This window comes from Aedoeadaptatus nemausensis, assembly GCF_903819165.1.
In the GTDB taxonomy this organism is placed as follows: Bacteria; Bacillota; Clostridia; order Tissierellales; family Peptoniphilaceae; genus Aedoeadaptatus; species Aedoeadaptatus nemausensis.
Map to the genome: position 1 here is coordinate 80,793 of NZ_CAIJCS010000019.1, position 20,969 is coordinate 101,761.

The window sequence follows — 20,969 nt, forward strand, 5'->3', positions numbered from 1 at the left end:
CTAGTTCGCGGCTTTTTGAATGTCTTCGTAAGCCCAGTGGTTTTCCGGCAAGTCGCTGAACGCTTTGCGAGATTCTTTCTTGGGAATCTTAAACGCGCGATTGATCATGGCGATAATTTCCGCGCGCGTTACCACGCGATCGCCGCCAAAGGATCCGTCGTTGTAACCGACGACGATGCCCGCTTCTCGAGCGGCGCCGGCATAACCTGCATACCATGCGTTTCCGGAAACATCTTTAAATCCGCCGGATTTCGGTTGAAGTCCTTTTAGTTTCACGATCATCGTAACTGCTTGCGCTCTGGTAACGCCATCGTGGGGACGGTAATTGTTATCGCCGTAGCCCGAAATAATGCCTGCATCCACTAAGGTTTTAAAACTGTCGAAATACCAATCGGTCGTGCGAATATCCTTCATTTGTTTTGCCACATCTTTGTTCACCGTAACGAAACGAGCGAGCATAGTGGCAATTTCAGAGCGCACCACCTGTTGATTCGGCTTAAAGGTTCCGTCGGGATAGCCTTTTACGAAAGCTTCTTTCGGTACATTCACTGTAAAGTTCGTTTTTGTTTCCGTAGTCTTCGGTTTTTCAGCCGGTTTACTTTCTTGGGGTTTCGCCGGGGTCGATTGCGTGTTGCTGCCCGGTCTATGACTCGTCCATCCGGAAGAAGAACCCCTCGGCGTTTCTTTTTTGTCGTCGGAAGGTTTCGGAGCCGGTTGGGGTTGTGGCGTCGGCTTCGGTTGCGGTTGAGGCTTCGGTTGCGGTTGAGGCACAGGTTTTTGTGTTTCTACCTTTAAGCTTGCCGCCGCTTTTTCTAAATCAGCTTTCGCTTTGTCCATGGCCGATTTATCTTTCCCCGCCAAAACCTTTTCGGCCTCAGCAATGGCTTTTTCTACAGCCCCTTTTGTTTCGGCCGTATACTTCTTGCCATCGTTTAATTTATTCTTTGCCTCACGAATCGCTGCCCTTAAAGCATCTTTCGCTCCTTTAAGCTTGGCATCTTCTTGGCTAACTGCCGGTTTTTCTTCCAGGGCTTTCACAGCCTTTTCCAAGGCAGCTTTCGCCGCGTTCATTGCTTCGGCATCGTTGCCATTTAAGGATTCCGTAGCAGCTGCCAGTTTTTCTTCTACCGCTTTCTTACTGTCAGCAGTATGTTCTTTGCCGTCTTTCAGCTTGGCTTCTGCCGACGCGATGGCTGCCCTTAAAGCGTCTTTCGCTTCTTTAATCTTCGTGTCTTCTTGACTTGGCGTATTTGCAGGGGTCTTGAAGTCTACCGAGTAGCTGAATTCCGTTTCAAAATTATTCTTCGACAACATCAGACGACGGGTCAATTTATAATTTACGCCGGAATCTAAGGCAGCTTCAATGGTCGGGTTTAAACTGTCTACCGGATCGATTTCCGATTCCACATCGTTGTGGCCCTTGTTCTTTACATAACCGTTATAGACGACGGTGGCCTTGTCGCCGTCGATCTTTTCGATGATATTTTGAATCTTCCAATCCCAGCCGTCTTTATCCAAGACTTGTGCAATGCCTAATTGATCATTAGCGGTGCGAATACCGTATTTCTTGTAAATGGTCTTTTTTACAAAGGCTTTGTATTCGTCGGGATTCTTAAAGAATTTCCAATCATTAATATCTCCAATATTCCAGTAGAACATTTGAAGGAGATCCAAATCTTGGCTTACCTTTACGTTGCCCTCTGCATAGTTCACTTGTGCGTTAATGGCGCTGCGTTGAGGTTGGTAATAGTTGTCGTGGGTGTCTTTAATGGTGACGCCCGCTTTTTTAATGGTGGCCAATTCGCTGTCCGTTAACGTAGGCTTCAAATAGTTGCAGGATACATCGAACTTGTTGAACCGTACCCGTTGACCGTTTGCTTTTTCTGCGATTTTATCAAAGGGAATGGCTTTTAAGAGATTGCCCTTTACGATGAAATTCGGATATTTCGTGGCGTATTGGTTGGCGTTGTCCGCCATGCGAAGCCACAAACTGTCCGGCAGGGATTCAATTCTGTTGTTTTCCAAATCGAGAATGACCAGTCGGCTTAATTGATCCATGGCCTTGGGAAGTGCCTTCAGCTTGTTGTTATTGGCTCGAACTTCTTCCAGAGATTTATAGTTCCCGAAGGCTTCCGGCAGGGAGATCAGTTGGTTGTTATTGATATTAATGACTTTCAGGCGTCGATACTTGTCTGCCAAAACGCCGTCCAGGCAGGTTAGCTTGTTGTCGGATGCATGGAATTTTTCCAAGCGACTTGCATCTTTCAAGAAGCCTGCCGGTAGTGTTTCAATACCGTTGTTGGACAAGTCGATCTCTTTGATCTTTTTATTTTTCGCCAGCAGATCTTTGTCTAAGTCTTTTAACTTGTTCCCTGACATCCATAAAGTGGAGAGGTTTTCGTTTTTGTCGAAAATGCCCTTAGGCAAAGTTTCAAGCTTGTTACCGTAAATATTAATATGGGTAATGCTCGTCATCTTGTCGAAAAGCCCGGCGGGAATTTCGGTAATGTCGTTGCTTGAAAGCTCGATACCCGTGACGCCGGGGCCCAGATCCTTCAGCATGGAAATGTCCGGTGTCTTGGCAATTTTTTCTCCGGAAAGATCCAAGTGGCCGGTGGCCTTATACAATTCGTCAGGGGAAAGCTTGCCGTCATTATCTAAGTCTCTCACGCCTGCATCTAAAAGTTTCAAGGTAAGATTCTCGGCGTTTCTCTTCTTCTCTGCTTCCGGATCCGTGGGATCGTCGTAGCCTGTAAAGCCTTTTTTAATGGGGGCTTTAAAGTGGAGATCGGCCTTCGTATATTTATCGAACTGACCGATTTTGTCGGCACTTCCTTCCATGGCTTTTACTAGAACAGCGAGCTTTTGAATTTGATTCAGATCCTTAACTTCGCAAGTATAGATGGCTTGATCTTGTTTTAAACCATCGGTCGTCTTGACGCCGGATTTAAAATGACCGTCGATCTTCATACCTAAGTCCAGTACTTGATCCGTCATTTTGCCTACTCGCAAGGACAACATCATTTTTCCGTTCTCTACGACAAGCTTGGCACGATTTCCGATAATGCCGCTTACCATGGGAAGGTCTGTGGTTTCGCCCTCTCTCGATGCAATAAATTGAATGGTGTATTCGCCATTGGGAAGTTTGTCCGTTAAATCGAAGTTGTCGGTCTTGGCAGGTGCTTCGCCGGCTTTTCTGTTTTCCCATTCACTTCCGTCGGAGAAGACCACTTTAATGTGGGGATTTTCGCCCGCTTTTTCCATGGCTTCTTTTAAATTATCGCTAATGACATCAAAGGCATTGGCGCTGCCGTAGGAGCAGAAGCCTTCCACATTCTTAACGGGCTCGCCACCGTTAACGATAAACGTGGCTTCCTTTATGGCCTTGGCTAAAGCCTTTTGTGCTTCTCCTTCACCTTGATTCGGATAGTTTTTAAAGTAAATCTTTAGCAACTTCGAGCCGTAGCTTGAGGTTTCGTATTTCACCGCTTCAATGGCGAAGCGTTCATTCAGTTTTCGCGTATCCTCCGGTTCTTCTTTTACGCCGGAAGTGACGAAGTAATAGCTGAATTTATCCGCTTCAAAGACGATCTTATCGCCTTGGATCTTCACGTCTTTTACAAGTTTGGGCGCCGCGGCACCCTCTTTGTCGTAATGGTAAACCTTTACGCTTTCTTTTTCGTGGTTTCCAAGGGGAAGGCTTACTGCCACCTTGCGATTCGGTTGTTGTTTCACATTGTTGAGCAGGAAGCTGATGTCAAAAGCCGTGACATTTTTTGCTTTTTCGGCAACAGACTTTACTGCCGCATTGTTTTTTACAAATTGATTCCCTGCCACATTGACGACTTTAAGTTCCGTTCCGTCATTGAAGGCGTCCTTGGGGTATTCAACCGATACCTTCGTAGCGTCGTCGGTTTTGGTGATCATCTTGTCGCTCGTTATGGCATAGGTGGTAAAGGTGTTGGTGGAGTAGGTAATAAAGTCGCCTTCCACTTTTGGTTCCACCTTGTAGGTTCCCGTTTGCATTTGATCGTCGTCGTCTTCATAAGCATAGGCTTGGTACAAAACGACGCTTGTTTTATTGTGGTCGCCCACGGGGAAGAAAAGCTTCACATTCTTAAACGTGCCTTGTTTTTCTCCGTTCTTTACGAAAGAAACGTTGTAAGCGGTGAAGTTCCCTGCTTTTTCAATTTCCTTGGCAGCATTTTGATAGCGTTCAAAGAATGTGGATTTTTCGACTTTTTCTACTTTAAGTTCCGTTCCCTCTTTAAAGACATCGGACATGTATTCCGCTTTAACACCTGTCGCAGCATCCACTTTGGTGACGAGCTTGGGCGTTTCCGGTTGCGGCTTCGGCGCATTGGGATCTTCCACCGGCGTAATGGTTACGGTTTTTGTCGCCGTGGTGTCGTCATTGTAGGTAATCTCCACTTTGATTTCACTCTTGCCGTAAAGGGTTTTGGCGATTTCTACGTCGTTGGAAATGTAGTGATCGGTGACCATACTAAAACCAAATGTCGATTTGTCGTATGCTTTTCCGTTGATTTTAATGGTCTTAATTTCTCCATCAACTTCTTTTGCCTTTTGAGCCGAACCAAAATCCAATTCTAATTGAGGCGAGGATCCCTTAATTTTAAAGATAATGTTTTGAATGGGGTACTCGTCTTTCTTTCCGGTTTCAGGGGCCGGGGGTTGGTGGCCGCTTGCATCGGGCTTGTTGTCCCAGATGGAGCCGTCGGAGAAGGTAACCACGATATGGGGATCTTCCCCTGCTTGTTTTAACGCCTCTCCTAAAGCCGGTCCGCCATATTCACTGGTAGAATAAGCTTCAAAACATGGCGTTAAGCCGCGTGTGATCCAACCTTGAACATTTGTAATTCTTTCGCCGCCATTGATTTGGAAGCTGGCTTCTTTCATGGCATTTTCCAATGCATTGCGTTCCGCCATATCTGTTTCAGGCGGAAGATTCTTGAAGAAAATTTTAGGCGCGCTGTAGTCGTATTCGCCTTTCCAGTTTTTAGTGAAGCCGATGCGTTCGATTTGGAAACGCTTAGCCAATGTGTTTTCATTGCCTGTTTCCGGTTCTTGTTTTTTATCTTGCTCGGCGATGTATTTCTTTACATCGAATTTAATGTCTTTCGGCGCTACATAGCCCGCTTGGGTGTAGGTAATGGTGTTGCCGTCTTTAAAACCGATTTCGATTTTGTGCGCCTTGTTGTCTAAAAGCTTTAAGCCCGTCATGGCAAATTCAAGCTTCCCGTTAAACAGCGTAAGATCTCTCGTGACTTTCTTTGCATCGATAAAGAAGTTGGTAAAGCCCGGTCTTAAATCATTGCCTTGGTTGTCGTCTACGAGAATGTAGCGAATATTTTGGAAATATTTGGCGTGCCACTTTTCTTGTGGTGTATCGCTGGAAAGTACCAAGGCATTGCCTAATTTTTCAGGTGTCCCCACACTGTCAATTTCCAAACCTTCTGCCATGCCCCCGGTGTTCACTTGGCTGAGTTTTTCATTGGGTGCAGGCTCATTGTTCTCGTCCACATAACCCTCTTCCGTCTTCACGACTTCCGAGCCGTCCTTCATGATGATTTTAAATTCGTGGGCGGTTTTATTGGCGAAGTTGTCTACAATAGCCTTCGCGTCTTTCATTTTGTCCCATGTGCGGAAAATGCCGTCTTGCCACAGGAGATTTGGATAAAGATCGCTTCCCATATGGTTTAAAGTCTTGCCGTCGATGACGACCCTTTCCACATTGTTTTTTAATAAGTAAGTTAATGCGCCGCCGTTGGCAGAATCATGAGCATATCTTAATCGAACACCGACATAGGTTCCTACGGGATCCGTGCTGGACTTGCCCGTTTCGATGGATGTGATCGTTAGCCCGTCTGCCATTTTCTTTATGTTTTCGTTTTTGATCGCGCCTTGATAAAGTTTATAACCTTGCGCCGCAATCTCGATGGTATTTTCCGGCAGGACGAGGACGTGATTGTCGATGGCGATCTTTCCTTCGTCTTCATAAAAATCGAATTTATAGTTCGCTTCGCCGGTCGGCGTGCCTTCTTTGTAGTAGGATTGCTTATTTATTTTTATGGATGTGACGCTATGTAACCAGGCGCTTTGCGCTTCGCTAAGCTTGCCATCGCTAAATCCAATTTTTAGATCCCCTTCGGAAGTGTTGAATACAACGCCTTGTGGCACTTCTTTTGCGCCGCCGGCCTCCACACTCCTTACAGGAAAACTTGTCAGCAACATACAAAAAGCTAACAAGAGCGCTAAATGTCGTTTCATTCATTATCCTCCTTGTATATGAAATTAAAGTTACCTAATTGATATCCTTTATCAGCATGCTATACCAAGAGATTGCACTTATCAATATTTTAAGACTTATATTTTTTGTTAACCCAGGTTAACAAATCGCCATTGATAAACCTTCTCATTACATACAATCCTTGAAATTACGTCATTCTTCTAAAAGTAAACAGAGGGTTATTTTTTTCAGTTTTTTTCTACGAAAATCTGAATACTAAAAAAGCACCTCGTCGTCATGAGATGCTTTCAGTTATGTTTTACATATGAAATGACGTTTGTCGGGGGCGCATTTTTATTTCGCTTTTTTATCAAATGTCGTCGACGTCAGCACCGACCAAATCCCTTCAATGGCTTTGGAGCGATCGCTCGGCGATTCCCCCGTCGCCCGCGTATCGGGTACGGCGACTCATGCCACTAAAAAGTTTATTTCATCCATGTCTAAAATGGTGTCGTCTTTTTGGGGAAAGTCCTCGGGATTTTTTATAATGCTCGCCAGGGTTTCGCCTGTAGGCGTAAAGATAAAATCGACGCGCCCGTCGGCTTTTTTAATTTCCACATTTTTTATGCCGTCTTCCGGCCAATTCCAGCGCAAGGGTACTTCTTCGATCCTCTCTTTTTTCGTAATATCGCTGTAGGCCAGGCCCGGATTGTCGAAGGTGGAAATGACGACGAAGTTGCGGTCTTTGTCCTCGTAATATGGAGCATCTGTGGCGATAGCAAGGTCGTCGGCTTTAAAAAACACGCGACCGTCTTTTCTTATATGGTTTCCCCTTTCGAGAGAAAATTGCAGAATGCGCTCGTCCGTGGTTTTAAAGGAAAGGCTGTCGCTTTTATCGTAGATGAGCCAACCGTGGGCGGAGGCGATGGCGCTATCGGCGATGAAAAGATCGTCGCCTTTTTGGATATAATCTTCTTTTGCCATGGCTTGCCCGGATAAAAAGACGTAATCTAAAGGAATGGTCTCTTTCGGGCTGCAGCCGACTAAACATACTAGACACAAAATTAAAAATAATCGCTTCATAGTTTCCCTCCTTTTCTGTATTTTATCACGAGAAAGGAGGAAAAATATATGGGTACATAAAAAAAACACCTCGCCGAAGCGAGATGCTTTTATATTCGAGTTAATCCATTAATTTAGAGCCATTGATGCGGATGCCGGGACCCATTGTGGATGCCACGGTAACCGAACGCAAGTAACGACCTTTCGCTGCGGCCGGCTTGGATTTAATAATGGCAGACATAAGTGCCTTTAAGTTTTCGGTAAGTTTTTCAGTACCGAAGGATTTTTTACCGACAGGTACGTTGATGATAGCCGCTTTGTCTACGCGGTATTCAACTTTACCTGCTTTGATTTCTTCGACAGCTTGCGCTACGTCGAAGGTAACCGTGCCGGCTTTCGGGTTCGGCATAAGGCCTTTAGGACCTAATACGCGACCGATACGGCCGACGACGCCCATCATATCCGGAGTTGCGACGACCACGTCAAAATCGAACCAGTTTTCTTGTTGGATCTTTTGAACGAGTTCTTCGCCACCGGCGTAATCTGCGCCCGCTTCTTGAGCTTCTTTAAGTTTGTCGCCCTTAGCGAAAACGAGGATACGTTCCGTACGACCGGTACCGTGAGGCAATACGACGGTGCCTCTGACTTGTTGGTCGGCGTGACGGGGGTCTACACCTAAACGAACGGCAAGCTCGATGGTTTCATCGAAGTTTGCGACGGCCGTTTTTTGAACGAGCTCAATAGCTTCGCCGAGATCGTATTGTTTCGTACGATCGACGAGCTTTAAACTTTCTTGATATTTTTTACCTCTCTTAGCCATGTTTAACCTCCTTGTGGTTCAAACGAAATGGAATTTCTCCCACTAACCTTCTACTTCGACTCCCATGCTGCGTGCCGTACCGGCTACCATGCGCATGGCTGCTTCTACATCGGCAGCGTTTAAGTCGGGCATTTTAACTTCGGCGATTTCGCGGCATTGAGCACTGGTGATCTTAGCCACTTTTTTCTTGTTGGGTTCGCCACTTGCCTTGTTGATTCCGGCTGCTTTTTTAATGAGAACAGCTGCCGGCGGCGTCTTGGTAATAAAGGTAAAGGAACGGTCTTGATAGACGGTCATGACAACCGGAATGATCATACCGGCTTGGTCTTGCGTCTTGGCATTAAATTGTTTGGTAAATTCCATAATGTTAACGCCGTGGGGTCCGAGTGCAGTACCTACCGGGGGTGCCGGTGTAGCTTTACCTGCAGGGATTTGTAATTTAACGATTGCTATGACTTTCTTGGCCATAGTACACCTCCTAATGTGGTTTAGCGGGGTTTCCCTCCCACTCTTAATGTGCTTACGTCTTAGGCCTCAACTAATTGGTTTTCGTCCAATTCGACCAATGTGTCTCTTCCGAACATGGAAATCGACACTTTTACTTTTTGTTTTTCCGTATCCAACGATTCGACCGTACCGATGAAATCTTCAAAAGGTCCGGTTAAGACTTTGACTCTATCGCCGATAGCGTAGGTGTCCATCGTCTGTTCAACGCGGCTTACGCCGAGGTTTTGAACTTCTTCGTCGGAAAGGGGAATAGGCTTCGATCCCGGGCCTACAAAGCCCGTTACACCTCTCGTGTTTCTCACGACGTACCAGGATTTATCGTTCATAATCATCTTCACGAGGACGTAGGAAGGGAACATTTTACGTTCCTTTAATTTCTTTACGCCTTCTTTTTCTTCGACGTAATCTTCCATCGGTACCTGAACATCAAAGATCATATCGCCGAGATCCTGGTTCTTCACCATGGATTCCATATTGTCTTTGACTTTATTTTCGTGGCCGGAATAGGTGTGGATCACATACCAGCGTGCTTCTTCCGAACCGAGGTCTACCTCATCACGGTTTAAATCATCTGTCAATTGAAATCCTCCAATACGCTTACAGTCCGAAAATTAAGCCCATGATTCGGCTAAAGACAAAGTCAACGGCGTATAAAAAGATGGCGGTGACGAGACTGACCAAAATAACAATTACACTGTATTGGAATAATTGTTTCTTTGTGGGCCAGACAACACGCTTAAATTCCCTTTTCACACCGCGGAAATAACGGCCTAAAGACTTTTGATCTTCTGCCGTTTTCGGCGTTGCTGCGGATTTTTGCGCCATTGTATCTCTCCTTACTTGGTTTCCTTGTGAACCGTATGGGTCTTACAGAACTTGCAGTATTTTTTAAGTTCCATACGTTCCGGCGTATTCTTCTTGTTTTTGTAGGTTACATAGTTGCGTTGTTTGCACTCTGTGCACTCTAACTGTACGCGATCTGCCATTAGGCACCTCCTTGACTTTCATTAATGGAAATAAACTCAATAAAAAAGGGCTTTTACAAGCCGCTTTTTCCGAAACCTCGGATTGGTTTATAGGGCAATTCTACCAAAGGACGAGGTTCTTGTCAATGATTTTTCCCATGTTTCAGCGTTTTTTCCAATCTCTCCAGTTCCCGTAAATAATATTCTCTCCGCTCCCTATGCTCTTCTTCGAAATCTTCGGTTTCTTTGTTTACCGCTTCTAAACGTTCCGCGGAAAGGTTTTTTTCTGCAAAGGGATAGACTACGGTATTTTCACGACTTGCGTGGGCTTCCAATAAAAAGGCGTAGTTGTAAAGCAGCCCTACCACGTCTACAAGTTTTGCCGTAGAGGGATCCTGTTCGTACGCTACGTAATTTTCTTCCAGCGAGGAAATAATATGGCGGGCCTGATCGTGTTCCACGAGCATCCCTTGGCGCACAACCTTTTCCGCCACGGGCCCCAGATCTTCCAACATATAGTTAAAGAGGATGAGTTCTTCTTTTCCGTGATGATGAGCATCCGCATAGTTCCGTACAAAATCGATCATGGCGGGAACTTCTTTTATTATGTCACGGTTCCCCTCCAAAACCTCGCCGATGGCGCCGTGAATAAACGTGGTAAACCGTAAAATATTGTCGTGTTCTTCTTCTAAAACTTTAATGCCGTACATGATCTTTCTCCTTTTCTATGATTTTCTCTGCAATGCGCATGCCGTCAATGGCCGAGGACACGATGCCGCCGGCGTATCCCGCTCCCTCTCCTGCGGGAAATATATTCCCGTATTGAAGAGATTCCAAACTTTCGCTATCTCGCGTCAGACGGACGGGGGACGATGAGCGTGTTTCAGGCGCCGTTAAAATCGCCCCTTCCATGAGGGCGGGAAAGTATTCGCCGATTTGACGTAGTCCTTCGGTGAGCGTGTCGTCCAATGCTTTCGGGTAGATTGTGTGGAGATCGGCAGCGTAAGTTCCCGGCAAATAAGTGGGCGCCACGGTCTCCTCTTCCTCTTCTCCCAAGTAGCTCGCCACCGATTGAGTGGGTGCTTTGTAGGATCCGCTCATGTCGTAGGCTTTCTTCTCGATCCTGCGCTGAAATTCCATACCCGCCATGACGCCCTCGCCGTAAATCGATTCGTCGATGGTGACGAGAATGGCGGCGTTGGCGTTTTTGCCATCGCGGGCTTTGTAGCTCATGCCGTTGGTGACGATGGTGTGCTCTTCCGATTGAGACGCCACCACTTTTCCCCCGGGGCACATACAAAAGCTATAGACGCCTCTTCCCTCTATTTGGGCGCTCACCTGGTAATCGGCGGCGGGCAAGTAGCCGCACATGTCGCCGTATTGGTTTACGTCGATTGTCTTCTGATCGCTTTCGATGCGAAAGCCTACGGCAAAGGGTTTCGATTCCATGGCCATGTTCGCTTTTTTCAAGTACTCGAAGGTATCTCTGGCCGAATGACCGAGAGCGAGGACGATGTAATCTCCCTCAAAATTTCCTTTCGATGTCTCGGCGATATATTTCTCCCCTTCTCTTGAAAAGCCGTCGAACCGCGTGCGGAAATGAAATTCCGCTCCCATTGCTTCCAGTTCTTTTCTGAGCATCACAAGGACTTTTCGCAAGGCGTCGGTGCCTACGTGGGGCTTTTTCTTGTAAAGAATGCTCTCATCCTTCGCCAAGCGGGAAAAAAGCTCCAGCACAAAGCGGCCCCTGGGATCTTTAGAGCGGCTGGTCAATTTGCCGTCGGAAAACGTGCCGGCGCCCCCTTCGCCGAATTGCACATTGCTTTCCGTATCCAGTTCCCCTCCGTTCCAGAAAGATTCCACGCACTTTATGCGCTCCTCCACCCGATCGCCTCGCTCTAAAATAAGGGGCTTGACGCCGCGGCTTGCGAGGACGTACGCGCAGAAAAGTCCGGCAGGCCCTGCGCCGACGATAATGGGCCGCCCTTCGCTTTCAATGGGGCTGAGATCGTAGGGCTTTTCGTGAATCGCCGCAATTTTTTTATTGGTTTTTAATTTTTTCTCCGTAACAATGTCGATTGTGGCCGTAAATTGCATGGTGCGCCCTTTGCGCGCATCGATGGATTCCCGATGACGTCGCCACCGATACTCCCCTTTCGAAAGACCGAGCATCTTTTCGATGGCTCGCTCGTAGTAAGAGGGATCGGAGTCGATGGGACGAGTTAGTTGATTTAATCGATAATTCATAGGCTTTATTATCGCTTCCTTCGTTCGAAAAATCAAGAGACGGAATAAAGCCCAGGGACTCGCCTTGGGCTTTATTTTAAATCTCGTCGTTTTTTAAGGCGTCGATGGCTTTTTCCACGTCTTCTTCCTCTTCTTTTGCAAAGCTCGGATAGTCTGGGTGGATCTCTTCCATGACTTTAATGAGAGCTTGACTTGCGATCTTTCGCGCAAGCCAGGGATTGTCCGCCGGCAATACGTACCAAGGGGCAATGTCGGTCGACGTATTGTCGAGCATCTCTTCAAAGACTTCTTGGTACTCATCCCAGTGGCCTCGATCGTCTAAGTCGGAGAAGGAAAACTCGTGATTTTTCTCAGGATCCGTTAATCGTTCCAATAAACGTTCCTTCTGGGTCTCTTTCGACATATTGAAGAAGAATTTAACGACGGGAAAGCCATTTTCCGTTAAATAGCGTTCGTAATCGTTGATCTGACGATAGCGCTTTTCCCATATATCGTCTTTAATGACGTCCTCCGGAATAGGTTCGTCATCTAAAATGTCGTTGATTTTTGGCGAGAGAATATCTTCATAATAGGAGCGATTCAATATGCCGATCTGTCCCCTCTCGGGCATCGCCTTTGCCATGCGCCAAAGATAATCGTGTTTCGTCTCTTCTTCGCTCGGTTTTCCAAAGGATGTATGCTTCAAGCCCTGTGGCAATAGATTGGAAAAGATATAGCGAATGATTTCGTCCTTACCTGCAGCATCTAAGGCTTGTAACACGACGACGATGCCGTGGGTTCCCTGTGCGTGAAGTTTTTCGTGCCATTTAACGAGCGTCGGAACTTCCTCTTTATAGAGACTTTCTTTTATGTCTTCATCCCGTTCCGATCCGACGAGGCGACGATCAAAATCCGCTAAGTGAACATCTTCGCCGCTTATCATAAAATCCTTTAGTTTCAAAAAAATCCCCTTTCATCAAAATTCATCCGTTTTTTATTGTTTACCCCTTTTATCTTTAATCATAACGAACGCAAAAAAGAACCTACTCTTTCGAGTAGGCTCTATTGTTTTATTAGGAACGTTTCTTTCCCTTAATATAATCGACGCCGGCTTGGATGACGGGCATGACGTGAACGTCGGGGATGTTCTTGTAAAGATCATCTTCCACCCGTTCAATGTGTCCCATTTTCCCTAAAATGTGGCCGTCGGCGCTGACGAGGCCTTCAATATTAAAGAAGCTGCCGTTGGGATTATCTACATAGGTAAAGGCAATTTGATTGTTCTTCACCAATTCTTCCGCTTGTTCTTTCGAGCAGACCAGGCGCCCTTCCCCGTGGCTTACAGGTACCATGTAGCGGTCGCCGGGATTCAAATACATGAGCCAGGGCGAATCGTTCGTAGCCACTTCCGTTTCCACGATGCGCGCCACGTGGCGGGAATTGTCGTTAAAGGTAAGGGTCGGTGAATCCTCTTCTTGGGCGCGGCCTTCGCCAAAGGGAAGATAGCCCGATTTAATCAGGGCTTGGAAGCCGTTACAGATGCCGAGGACGAGGCCTTTCTTTTCTTTCACGAGGACGTCCATGGCTTCTTTCATGGCGTCGGTGCGTAAAATCGTTGCGATGAACTTCGCCGATCCGTCGGGCTCGTCGCTAAAGCTGAAGCCGCCGGGAATGGCAAAGATATCCGCTTCTTTTACTTTCGCCGCCAAGGTTTCGATGGAGCGCACGGTTTCTTCCGCCGTTTGATTGCGGAAGACGAAGACTTCCGTATCGGCGCCGGCTTTTGTAAACACATCGGATGTGTCGTATTCGCTATTGGTGCCGGGGAAGCAAGCGATGAGTACGCGGCAATCGTCTTTCGCTTCTCTTTCTTCGATGCGGTCGCTTCCCTTTTGAATCTTGCGAATGTCTTCTCCCTTTTGTTCTTTTTCAGAGGGGAAGACCGATTCCAAGCCATGGCGATAAGCCTTAAAGATGGCCTTTTGATCTAAGGATTCACCGTTGACCGTATAGTCTTTTTCTTTCAGCTCGCCGATTTCGTCCACGCCGTCGAATGCTTCTTTGTATTCTACGATAATATCGCCGTAAAGAGCATTGTAAAAATCGTCTAATTGAACATCGAAGCCTAAATCATTTCCGAGGGCGGAGATAATCATGCCGGGGAGCGTGCCGTAACGGGTGACGGCGGCGGCGGAAAGGACATTGCCCTTTTCCATTTCCCCTCTCAGGGTGTCCGCCATGGCTTTAAATGCTTCGATATCGATCTTGCCGTTGTCTAAACGGGTCGCCTTTAAAATGCCCAGCTTGTTCCCCGCCTTTTGGAATACATTGCTTACAACATCCTTCGATTTCATGGGGGCAATGGCGAAGGAAACGAGGGTCGGCGGTACATCTTTATCTCTGAAGGTGCCGCTCATGGAGTCTTTACCGCCGATGGGAGGCACTTCAAAATCCATGGAGGCGTCGAATGCGCCGAGAAGGGCCTTTAAGGGTTTTTGCCAACGCTTGGGATCTTCGCCGAGTTTTTCAAAATACTCTTGGAAGGTGAAGTACATGTCCCGAATATCGGCGCCGGTGGCCACAAGTTTCGCTACCGATTCCACTACCGCATAGTATGCGCCCAGGTATTGGTTTTCCGAGAGGAACTCGGGGTTTGCTCCGAAACTCATGACGCTCGCCGTGTCGCTTCGCTTGTTTTCGACGGGAATCAACCCCGCCATGGCTTGGGTAGGCGTCAATTGATACTTACCGCCTAAGGGCATGAGTACCGTGCCCCGGCCGACACTGTTGTCGAATTTCTCGATAAGATTCTTTTGGCTCACCACATCGAGATCCGCCATGCGTTTTAAAATATCTTTCGTCGTGTAGTCATTGTATCTGTGGAGATAGTGAGACATGGCGTCCCCTTCCACTTCTACATTTTGACTGCGATCCACGCCCGCCGTTTCGATAAAGGCGCGATCTAAATCGACGATGAGTCGGTCGCCGTAATACATGCGCATAGCCGGCTCTTCTGTCACTTCCGCCACGACGGTCATTTCAAGATTTTCCTCGTCGCTCATGGCTCTGAAGAGATCCAGATCTTTTTTCTGAATCACGACGGCCATACGCTCTTGAGATTCGGAGATGGCGATTTCTTTCGGGGAAAGACCGTCGTATTTCAAAGGCACTTTATCCAAATGGATCTTCACGCCGTCTGCCAGCTCGCCGATGGCGACGGATACGCCGCCGGCGCCGAAATCGTTGCAGCGTTTGATCTTCGATGCGATGTCGGGTTTTCTGAAGAGGCGAAGGAGTTTACGCTCTTGAGGAGCGTTCCCCTTTTGAACCTCGGCCGATGCGGTGGTAAGGGAAGCCGCCGTATGTTCCTTACTGCTTCCCGTGGCGCCGCCGACGCCGTCACGGCCGGTTCTGCCGCCCATTAGGAGGATAATATCTCCCGGCTCCGGCGTGCCCCGCCATACATTTTCCGTAGCCACGGCCCCGACGACGGCGCCGATTTCCATGCGCTTCGCCATATAGCCCGGGTGGTAGAGTTCTTCTACGAGACCTGCAGGAATACCGATTTGATTACCGTAAGATGCGTAGCCGTCGGCCGCTTCGGTGGTAATTTTCTTTTGAGGTAATTTGCTTTCCCATGTGTCCTCCACGGGCATAGTGGGATCGCCGCTTCCCGTTAAGCGGAGAGCTTGGTAAACATAGGCTCTTCCGGAAAGGGGGTCGCGAATACAACCGCCCAGGCAGGTGGACGCGCCGCCGTAGGGTTCCACTTCCGTAGGGTGATTGTGGGTTTCGTTTTTAAACATTAAGAGATAGGGAATGGCTTCCTTTTCGCCGGTTTTTAAATCTTCAGCCTCCAACTCAATGTGAATGGAGCAGGCGTTGATCTCTTCCGATTCCTCGATATTAGTCTTAATGCCTTCTTTTTTAAGATACTTCGCGACGAGGGTCCCCATGTCCATTAAACTGACGGGCTTTTTGCGATTTAAATGCTCCCGCGTCTTCATATAGCGATCAAAAGCTTCTTTGATCACGGGAGACACTTTTTCGTCGAAGTCGATGTCGAGGGCCGTGTTAAAGGTGGTGTGGCGGCAGTGGTCCGACCAATAGGTATCCAAAATTGCCAGTTCCGTCTCGTTAATATCTCTTCCGATGGATTTAAAATGCTCTTGAATAAAAGCGAAGTCTTCAATGCTCATGGCGAGTCCCATGGCCTCGAAATGTTCTTTAAGTTCCTCTTCGCTCCAATCCTTAAAGCCTTCCACCACGGGATTCTCCAGATTTTGCGGGCTTTCTTCACGCAAGGTGGTAGGCACGCCGAAAAGGCTTCCGATTTTTTGGTCCACAGGATTCACCAGGTGACCTATGATGTCTTCGTAATCTTTTTCCTCGAGATCGCCTCTGAAATCGTAAACCGTCGCCGTCTTGCTCGTCAGGTGGGTGTGGCCGAACATGGCCGTAGCCGTATCCATAACGCCGGCGTTTCTTTGATCGTATTGGCCCGGCTGATATTCCACTACGAGTCCGCGGTCCATTTCGCCTTGAAGCTTAAAGGCGTCTTCATCTACATACACCATGTCGCTGGGCGCTTCGGCGAGCACTTCTTTTGCGAGGCGCTCTACTTCATCTTTCGTAAGGCCTTCCAGATCGTAGCGGGCGTAAATTTTTACATCGTCTAATGCGATCCCGAGCTCTTCTTTCAGACTGTCTTTTAAAGCCAGTTCGCCATTGTTGAAGCCTGCTTTTCGACCTACATAGACACGTGAAAGTTTCGGTCCGATATCTCTTCGAATTTGCTTGTTTTCAAATTCGATTTTATCGGCTGCATCGTATGCCTTTTCCATAGCCGTTTCGAAATCATCGGCAACGGCGGTAACGGTGAGCACTCTGCCCCCTGCCGTAACTAGTTGACCGTCTTTTTTCGCCGTGCCGGCGTGGAATACTTTCACGTCGCCTAAATCGTCGGGGATGGCAATGGGCACGCCCTTTTCAGAAGAAGCCGGGTAGCCGCCGCTTGCGAGGGTTAAGGATACTACTTTTTTGTCGTTTTCCTTAACTTCCACAGAGGAAAGTTCGCCTTTCGCCGTGGCCATCATAATATCTAAAAGATCGCCGTCCAAGCGTTCCAAAACCGATTGAGTTTCCGGATCGCCGAAGCGGCAATTATATTCTAAAATTTGCGGGCCGTCGTCGCCGATCATAATGCCCATAAAGATCAAACCGCGGTAATCTACGTCATCCTCTTGCAGACCTTTTAAGAAAGGTTTGACCAGGGCCTCGTCGATGGAATCCAGGAGAGGAAGTGCTTCCACATTGGGGGCATAAGTTCCCATGCCGCCGGTGTTGGGGCCCCGTCCCCCTTCGTAAATGGATTTGTGATCTTTCGCCGTAGAAAGAGGCTTGATAGTCTTGCCGTCGCAGAAAGCCAGAAGGCTCATTTCAAAGCCTTCTAAGAATTCTTCCACGACCACGCGATCTCCTTCAAACTTCTTGTCCACAAAGACATCGTTTAAGAAAGCGTCCACCGCCGATTCGTCGTAGACGATAGCGACGCCTTTGCCCGCCGCCAAACCGTCGGCCTTTAAAACGCAGACGCCCTTTTCTTCCAGCATATTTACCGCCACTTGGCGGATCGTATCCCGATCCTCCGATTCCGTATATTCCGCAGTGGGAATATTGTGGCGAGAGCAGAATGCTTTTGTAGCGGCCTTGGATCCTTCCAATTCCGCTGCCTTTTGATTGGGTCCGAAGATTAAAAGTCCTTCTTCTTCAAAGGCATCGACGATGCCGTCCACCAAGGGAGCCTCGGGGCCGACGACGGTAAAGTCTATTTCCATGTCTTTTGCAAATTTCAAAAGGCCGCGAATATCTTCGGCGGAGATGGCGATATTCTCGCCGATGGTGTCGGTGCCGCCGTTTCCGGGGGCGAAGTAAATTTTTTCTACTTTTTTATTTTGAGCGATGGATGCGCCGATAGCGTGTTCGCGCCCACCGCCGCCAACGATTAGTACCTTCACAATGCCTCCTTAATGTTTAAAGTGACGAACGCCGGTAAAGACCATAGACATATTGTTTTCGTCACAAGCTTTTACGGAATCTTCGTCGCGGATGGATCCGCCCGGTTGAATAATAGATGCCACACCCTGTTCGGCCGCAGCTTTTACACAGTCGTCGAAGGGGAAGAAGGCGTCGCTCGCCATAACACTTCCCGTAAAGTCCCGATCGGGATTGTGGTTGAAAATATTCTCGAGCGCCCAGATACGGCTGGTTTCGCCGCCGCCGATGCCCAAGGTTTTTCCGTCTTTTATGAGGACCACGGCATTGGAACGCACATATTTTACAACTTTCATGCCGAAGAGGAGATCCCGCTTTTGATCTTCCGTGGGTTCCGCTTGGGTAACCACTTTATAATCTTCTTCCGCACCGAGATCGGCATCTTGAATTAAAATCTTGCCGCTGGTCATGCGCATTTCCCGCTTAAGGGGCTCGGCGTCGAAATCCACTTGAATGACGCGGAGATTTTTCTTTTGCTTAAAGACCTCGAGAGCTTCGTCGGTAAAATCTTTTGCCGCTACCACTTCCAGGAAGATCTTCACCATTTCTTCGGCACACGCTTTATCCACTGTGGTGTTTAACGCTACGATACCGCCGAAAATAGAAAGACTGTCGGCTTCAAACATTTTTTTGTAGGCGTCGAGAGCCGTTTCCCCAAGGGCGACGCCGCAAGGGGTGGCGTGTTTTAAGCCTACGGAGATGATGCCGTCTTTTTCAGGATCGAATTCACCGGCCAGGGATACGGCGGTGTTAAAGTCGTTGTAGTTATTGTAAGAAAGTTCCTTCCCTTGGAACTGTTTCATATGGGTAAAGTAGCTTTCCACCATGGGATCGGAGTAAACTTCCGCCTTTTGATGAGGGTTTTCGCCGTAGCGAAGGTCGGAATCTTTCCGCATGCCGATCGTGGTGTATTCGCTCGTCTTTCCCGTAAGTTCGCGGAAATAGCGGGAAATCATGGAGTCGTAATAGGCCGTCAAGCTGAAGGCCTTCATGGCGAGCTCTCTGCGGAAAGCCACATCGTCTTCGGGAGATTTTAAGTGATCCAGCATGCGATCGTAATCTTTAGGATCGGTTACCACGTAAACGTCCTTGTGGTTTTTCGCTGCCGAACGAATCATGCTCGGACCGCCGATATCGATGTTTTCGATCAATTCCTCGTCGCTCTTCTTGGCGTGGTATGTGTCTTCAAAGGCATAGAGGTTAACGCAGACGAGATCGATACTTTCGATGCCGTGTTCTTTCACCGTATCCACGTGGGATTGCTCGCCCCGCTTATATAAAATACCGCCGTGCACCTTCGGGTGGAGCGTCTTTACTCTGCCGTCGAGCATTTCCGGAAACTTGGTGTAATCGTCAATGGCCACTACCTCTACCCCTGCCTCTTTAATGGTGCGAAGCGTGCCTCCGGTGGATAAAAGGGTGTAGCCCTCTTCTTTCAGGCCCTTGGCAAATGCACCGATCCCCGATTTGTCTGTTACCGATAATAATGCGTACTTCATAGAATGCCCTCCTCACAAAAACGAACCGCCGTTTTCAAAAGCTCGTGCTCCAACACGAGCACCGTTTCCTGAATTTCCTTAGGCGACTTAAGCCGGCTGATATCCACGGAAGATTGGAGCAGGATCTTGCCTCCGTCCACCTTCTCGTTTACATAATGGACCGTTGCGCCGCTTCGCACTTCGCCCGCTTCAAATACCGCTTCGTGCACCTTCATGCCGTACATTCCCTTGCCGCCGTAAGCCGGCAGAAGGGAGGGGTGAATGTTGATGATCCGCCCATCGTAACGACTTAAAAGATCGCCCTCCAGTATTTTTAAGTAACCGGCGAGGACTATAAAATCGATGCCCTCATCTTCAAGCACCGATACTAAATCGCCGTCACCCTCCACATATGTCTTTTTATTCATCGCCTCAGCGCGCTTTAAACCGTAGGCATCAGCCTTATTGGAAACCACCAGGGCGATTTCGGATTTGAAAAATCCCGCCGCCTCGGCGTCCAATAAAGACTGCAAATTTGTGCCCGATCCGCTGAGTAAAACCGCTATTTTCATCGCAATTGTACGACGCCTTCGCCGGGTTCGATAACGCCGATAGCCCATGCCTTATCGTCGGTTTCTTCATTAATAAAGCGGAGCACCTCGTCCTTTTCGCTTTCCGGCACGACGACCACCATGCCCACGCCCATATTGAAGGAGCGGTAGAGCTCTTCTTCCTTAATGTCGCCGGATGCTTCCATGTAGCGGAATACATCGGGCATATCCCAGCTGCCCTTTTCCACGAGGCAATCTAAAGTCTTCGGAAGGACGCGGGGCACATTTTCGATCAGGCCGCCGCCGGTAATATTGGAAATGGCCTTTACATTAAACTTTTCGGTTAAGGCCAAGATCGTCTTCACATAAAGCTTCGTCGGGCGTAGGAGCACTTCGCCGACCGTGCCGTCAAGGCCTTCTACTTCGCTATTAATATCGAAGCCCTTGTGCTCGAAGAAAAACTTACGAGCCAAGCTGTAGCCATTGGAGTGGAGACCGCTGGATGCGAGACCGATCACCACATCCCCTTCGGCCACGTCGCGACCGTCGATGATTTTATTCTTATCGCAAAGACCGACGGCAAAGCCCGCGAGATCGTATTCGTCTTCGCCGTAAAGGCCCGGCATTTCCGCAGTTTCCCCGCCGATTAAAGCGCATCCGCTTTCCCGGCAACCTTGGGCAACCCCTTCCACGATTTTTTGCATTTTTTCAGCGGACACGTGGCCCGTAGCTACGTAATCGAGGAAAAAGAGAGGCTTCGCCCCTTGGCAAATCAAATCGTTGACGCTCATGGCCACGAGGTCGATGCCCACCGTGTCGTGAACATCCATCATTTGAGCCACCAAAAGCTTGGTGCCTACCCCGTCGGTGGCGCCTAAAAGCACGGGAGATTCCATGTCTTTTGCGGCGGAAAGATCGTATCCGCCGGAGAATAAACCGATGTCTCCCAGCACATTCTTGTCGTAAGTGGAAGAAACGGCCTTCTTCATAAGTTCAACGGCGCGATTGCCTTCAGTAATGTCGACCCCTGCGTCTTTATACGATAATGTCATAACTTCC

14 protein-coding genes are annotated in these 20,969 nt (G+C 48.2%); all 14 read right to left on the reverse strand.

Features of this window, described 5'->3' with window-relative positions; all coding sequences use genetic code 11:
• The 14 genes from PEPTYR26121_RS05000 to purM all read right to left on the reverse strand — a co-directional run bounded on the left by PEPTYR26121_RS05000 (window position 1) and on the right by purM (window position 20,962).
• A complete protein-coding gene (locus PEPTYR26121_RS05000; RefSeq protein ID WP_180499866.1) occupies window positions 1–6,288 on the reverse strand; it encodes an S-layer homology domain-containing protein in 6,288 nt (2,095 codons plus the stop codon).
• Window positions 6,289–6,715: 427 nt separating this feature from the next.
• Complete coding sequence (locus PEPTYR26121_RS05005) at window positions 6,716–7,330, reverse strand: hypothetical protein (protein WP_180499868.1); 615 nt, start codon at window positions 7,328–7,330, stop codon at window positions 6,716–6,718.
• Window positions 7,331–7,430: 100 nt separating this feature from the next.
• On the reverse strand, window positions 7,431–8,129 hold the full coding sequence (gene rplA / locus PEPTYR26121_RS05010; RefSeq protein WP_180499869.1) for a 50S ribosomal protein L1: 699 nt from the start codon (window positions 8,127–8,129) through the stop codon (window positions 7,431–7,433).
• A gap of 42 nt (window positions 8,130–8,171) precedes the next feature.
• Entirely contained in the window at window positions 8,172–8,597 is a 426-nt protein-coding gene (rplK, locus tag PEPTYR26121_RS05015; RefSeq protein WP_180499871.1) for a 50S ribosomal protein L11, read from the reverse strand.
• 59 nt (window positions 8,598–8,656) lie between these two features.
• Window positions 8,657–9,214 carry a transcription termination/antitermination protein NusG gene (nusG, locus tag PEPTYR26121_RS05020; protein WP_180499874.1) on the reverse strand — a complete coding sequence of 186 codons (558 nt, stop codon included), beginning with the start codon at window positions 9,212–9,214 and terminating at the stop codon, window positions 8,657–8,659.
• Window positions 9,215–9,233: 19 nt separating this feature from the next.
• Window positions 9,234–9,461: a preprotein translocase subunit SecE gene (gene secE, locus PEPTYR26121_RS05025; protein WP_180499876.1), complete on the reverse strand. Its 228-nt coding sequence runs from the start codon at window positions 9,459–9,461 to the stop codon at window positions 9,234–9,236.
• Between the two features lie 11 nt (window positions 9,462–9,472).
• Window positions 9,473–9,622, reverse strand: a complete 150-nt coding sequence (rpmG, locus tag PEPTYR26121_RS05030) for a 50S ribosomal protein L33 (protein WP_068367729.1) — start codon at window positions 9,620–9,622, stop codon at window positions 9,473–9,475.
• Window positions 9,623–9,744: 122 nt separating this feature from the next.
• On the reverse strand, window positions 9,745–10,311 hold the full coding sequence (locus PEPTYR26121_RS05035; RefSeq protein ID WP_180499878.1) for a hemerythrin domain-containing protein: 567 nt from the start codon (window positions 10,309–10,311) through the stop codon (window positions 9,745–9,747).
• Window positions 10,298–11,848 (reverse strand): NAD(P)/FAD-dependent oxidoreductase, encoded by a 1,551-nt coding sequence (locus PEPTYR26121_RS05040; RefSeq protein ID WP_180499880.1) that lies wholly within the window; start codon window positions 11,846–11,848, stop codon window positions 10,298–10,300. The genes PEPTYR26121_RS05035 and PEPTYR26121_RS05040 overlap by 14 nt, the downstream gene beginning before the upstream one ends.
• Before the next feature lie 76 nt (window positions 11,849–11,924).
• Entirely contained in the window at window positions 11,925–12,788 is an 864-nt protein-coding gene (locus tag PEPTYR26121_RS05045) for a PPK2 family polyphosphate kinase (protein WP_180499882.1), read from the reverse strand.
• A 112-nt stretch (window positions 12,789–12,900) separates the two neighbouring features.
• Window positions 12,901–17,844 (reverse strand): phosphoribosylformylglycinamidine synthase, encoded by a 4,944-nt coding sequence (locus PEPTYR26121_RS05050; protein ID WP_180499885.1) that lies wholly within the window; start codon window positions 17,842–17,844, stop codon window positions 12,901–12,903.
• Window positions 17,845–17,853: 9 nt separating this feature from the next.
• On the reverse strand, window positions 17,854–19,380 hold the full coding sequence (gene purH, locus PEPTYR26121_RS05055) for a bifunctional phosphoribosylaminoimidazolecarboxamide formyltransferase/IMP cyclohydrolase (protein ID WP_180499888.1): 1,527 nt from the start codon (window positions 19,378–19,380) through the stop codon (window positions 17,854–17,856).
• On the reverse strand, window positions 19,377–19,931 hold the full coding sequence (gene purN, locus PEPTYR26121_RS05060; protein WP_180499890.1) for a phosphoribosylglycinamide formyltransferase: 555 nt from the start codon (window positions 19,929–19,931) through the stop codon (window positions 19,377–19,379). Before purN ends, purH begins: the two co-directional genes overlap by 4 nt.
• Window positions 19,928–20,962: a phosphoribosylformylglycinamidine cyclo-ligase gene (gene purM / locus PEPTYR26121_RS05065; RefSeq protein ID WP_180499892.1), complete on the reverse strand. Its 1,035-nt coding sequence runs from the start codon at window positions 20,960–20,962 to the stop codon at window positions 19,928–19,930. The genes purN and purM overlap by 4 nt, the downstream gene beginning before the upstream one ends.
• Window positions 20,963–20,969 lie beyond the last annotated feature (7 nt).

What these genes read in the sequence shown, in the direction of transcription:
- PEPTYR26121_RS05000 (WP_180499866.1), bottom strand. Translation starts at nt 6,288, where the DNA reads ATGAAACGACATTTAGCGCTCTTGTTAGCTTTTTGTATGTTGCTGACA.
- PEPTYR26121_RS05005 (WP_180499868.1), bottom strand. Translation starts at nt 7,330, where the DNA reads ATGAAGCGATTATTTTTAATTTTGTGTCTAGTATGTTTAGTCGGCTGC.
- rplA (WP_180499869.1), bottom strand. Translation starts at nt 8,129, where the DNA reads ATGGCTAAGAGAGGTAAAAAATATCAAGAAAGTTTAAAGCTCGTCGAT.
- rplK (WP_180499871.1), bottom strand. Translation starts at nt 8,597, where the DNA reads ATGGCCAAGAAAGTCATAGCAATCGTTAAATTACAAATCCCTGCAGGT.
- secE (WP_180499876.1), bottom strand. Translation starts at nt 9,461, where the DNA reads ATGGCGCAAAAATCCGCAGCAACGCCGAAAACGGCAGAAGATCAAAAG.
- rpmG (WP_068367729.1), bottom strand. Translation starts at nt 9,622, where the DNA reads ATGGCAGATCGCGTACAGTTAGAGTGCACAGAGTGCAAACAACGCAAC.
- PEPTYR26121_RS05035 (WP_180499878.1), bottom strand. Translation starts at nt 10,311, where the DNA reads ATGTACGGCATTAAAGTTTTAGAAGAAGAACACGACAATATTTTACGG.
- PEPTYR26121_RS05040 (WP_180499880.1), bottom strand. Translation starts at nt 11,848, where the DNA reads ATGAATTATCGATTAAATCAACTAACTCGTCCCATCGACTCCGATCCC.
- purH (WP_180499888.1), bottom strand. Translation starts at nt 19,380, where the DNA reads ATGAAGTACGCATTATTATCGGTAACAGACAAATCGGGGATCGGTGCA.
- purN (WP_180499890.1), bottom strand. Translation starts at nt 19,931, where the DNA reads ATGAAAATAGCGGTTTTACTCAGCGGATCGGGCACAAATTTGCAGTCT.
- purM (WP_180499892.1), bottom strand. Translation starts at nt 20,962, where the DNA reads ATGACATTATCGTATAAAGACGCAGGGGTCGACATTACTGAAGGCAAT.